Origin of the sequence: Collinsella aerofaciens (assembly GCF_015558785.1) — a bacterium.
In the GTDB taxonomy this organism is placed as follows: Bacteria; Actinomycetota; Coriobacteriia; order Coriobacteriales; family Coriobacteriaceae; genus Collinsella; species Collinsella aerofaciens_P.
The window spans coordinates 1-2177 of the sequence record NZ_JADMOP010000033.1 but is presented as its reverse complement, the minus strand read 5'-3'; the positions used below and the strand labels follow the sequence as shown (position 1 = coordinate 2177).

Here is a 2177-nt window from a genome sequence, read left to right as displayed (position 1 = left end):
CCAGGGCGCCGCTGACCGGTGGACGGCACCGAGCCGTACGCTTGAACTGAGAAGGGGGAGGCCTCGCGGCCTCCCCCTTTTTGCGTTAAAGGCGGCATTCACTAAGCAATTAAATCAATCCAATCATCCACCGGTGAATATAGACGTTCACCGTTCTGTGGCCGGTTCTCTGTTCTCAATGGACTAATATTTGCTTTAGCGCGCTGATGCGCTTGTCCTGTTTTACACGGGTTGTTTTATTGATTGTGACGGAAGGACTCACATGGCAGATGTTCATGAGCTGCTTGATACTTGGATTGCCAATGTCAAGGACGAGGAGCTCCTCGCTGAGCTCAACACGATGAAGGAGCAGGGTGACGAAGACGCCATCACCGACGCTTTCTTCCAAGATCTCGCCTTCGGTACCGCCGGTCTACGTGGCACTATCGGTGCAGGCACTAACCGTATGAATATCTATACGGTTGGTCGCGCGACGCAGGGTTTTGCTGACTATCTCAATGCGACCTTCGAGCATCCGACGGTCGCCATCGCCCGCGATAGCCGCAATAAGGGCGAGCTGTTCGTTAAGACGACGGCTGCCATTCTTGCCGCAAACGGCGTGACTGCCCTCGTGTATCCCAAGATTTCTCCCGTGCCGACGCTCTCCTGGGCCGTCCGCGACCTTATGTGCTCCGGTGGCATTTGCATGACCGCTAGTCATAATCCAGCGCCTTATAACGGCTATAAGGCCTATGGCCCCGACGGCTGCCAGATCACCAGCGAGGCCGCCGATGCAATTTCTAAGGCTATCGCCGAGACCGATACGTTTACCGGCGTGAAGTCCATGGACTTCGATGAGGCTCTTGAGCAGGGTCTGGTCAAATGGATCGACGACTCGTGCCTCGAGCGTTATTACGACGCCGTTCTCGCCCGCGGCGTGACCAACCTTTCTGCCGAGGAGATCGCTGGCGCTCCGCTTAAGCTCGTCTACACTCCGCTCAACGGCACCGGCCTCATTCCCGTCACGACGGTGCTCGAGCGCGCTGGCATCACCGATGTCACGGTTGTTCCCGAGCAGAAGGAACCTAACGGCGATTTCCCGACCTGCCCGTATCCTAACCCCGAGATCCGCCAGGCCATGCAGAAGGGCATTGACCTGTGCGAGCAGGTTCACCCTGATCTGCTGCTTGCAACCGATCCCGACGCCGACCGTGTTGGCGTTGCCGTTAAGAATGGCGATGACTATCTGCTGCTGACCGGCAATGAGATGGGCGTTCTGCTGCTCGACTATATCTGCAAGACCCGTGCTGTCCGCGGTGAGGACCTCACTAAGAAGGTTGCCGTCACTACTATCGTTTCTTCCGCCATGGTTGACGCTCTGGCCGACGAGTACGGTTTTGAGCTCCGCCGCTGCCTGACGGGCTTCAAGTACATCGGCGACATCATTACTTCTCTTTCCGATGCTGGCGAGGTCGATCGCTTTATCTTCGGTTTTGAGGAGAGCTACGGCTATCTGGCCGGCGATCACGTGCGCGACAAGGACGCCGTCAGCACTTCGCTTCTGATTTGCCAGATGGCGCAGTATTATAAGCTCCAGGGCAAGAACCTTGCCGATGCGATGCACGAGTTGTACGAGAAGTATGGCTACTATCACAACAAGACGATTTCGCTGAGCTATCCGGGCGCTGAGGGTGCGGCAAAGATGGCCGGCATCATGGCTGGTCTGCGCGAGAACCCGCCCGCGGAGCTCGCCGGTTCCAAGATTGAGGCCGTCGTGGATTACAACACCTGCGTGAACGGCCTGCCGAAGGCTAACGTAATTGAGTTCGATCTTGAGGGCGGCAACAAGGGTATTGTTCGTCCTTCCGGCACCGAGCCCAAGATTAAGCTGTACATCTTCGCTAAGGGCGCGGATGCCGCCGAGGCAGATGCAGCACTTGACGCGATTGAGGAGTCCGGTCGCAAGCTGCTGGCCTAAGGCTTTGAAAGCCTATTTCTTTAGATAGACGGAGGAGGGGATCTCGGAAACGAGGTCCCCTCTTTATTACTGGCAAATACAGCTGAGAATCCCAAACTGTGTAGGAAATGTGTACGACCAGATTCCCGCCCCCGGGGCCCCTCCGGTCTGGCAATATATCTCCTTGCCGCGCGGCCCGGTGGAACCGGGAACCAGCGCAGGCGTGCACCTTGAGAACCGG

At 57.1% G+C, this 2177-nt stretch carries 1 protein-coding gene; it reads left to right on the top strand.

What is annotated here, in order from left to right; translation table 11 throughout:
• The first annotated feature begins 262 nt into the window (after positions 1-262).
• Entirely contained in the window at positions 263-1957 is a 1695-nt protein-coding gene (locus I2G40_RS09500) for a phospho-sugar mutase (RefSeq protein ID WP_195544916.1), read from the top strand.
• Positions 1958-2177 lie beyond the last annotated feature (220 nt).

Coding starts and splice junctions, on each gene's coding strand:
- I2G40_RS09500 (WP_195544916.1), top strand. CDS start 263: ATGGCAGATGTTCATGAGCTGCTTGATACTTGGATTGCCAATGTCAAG.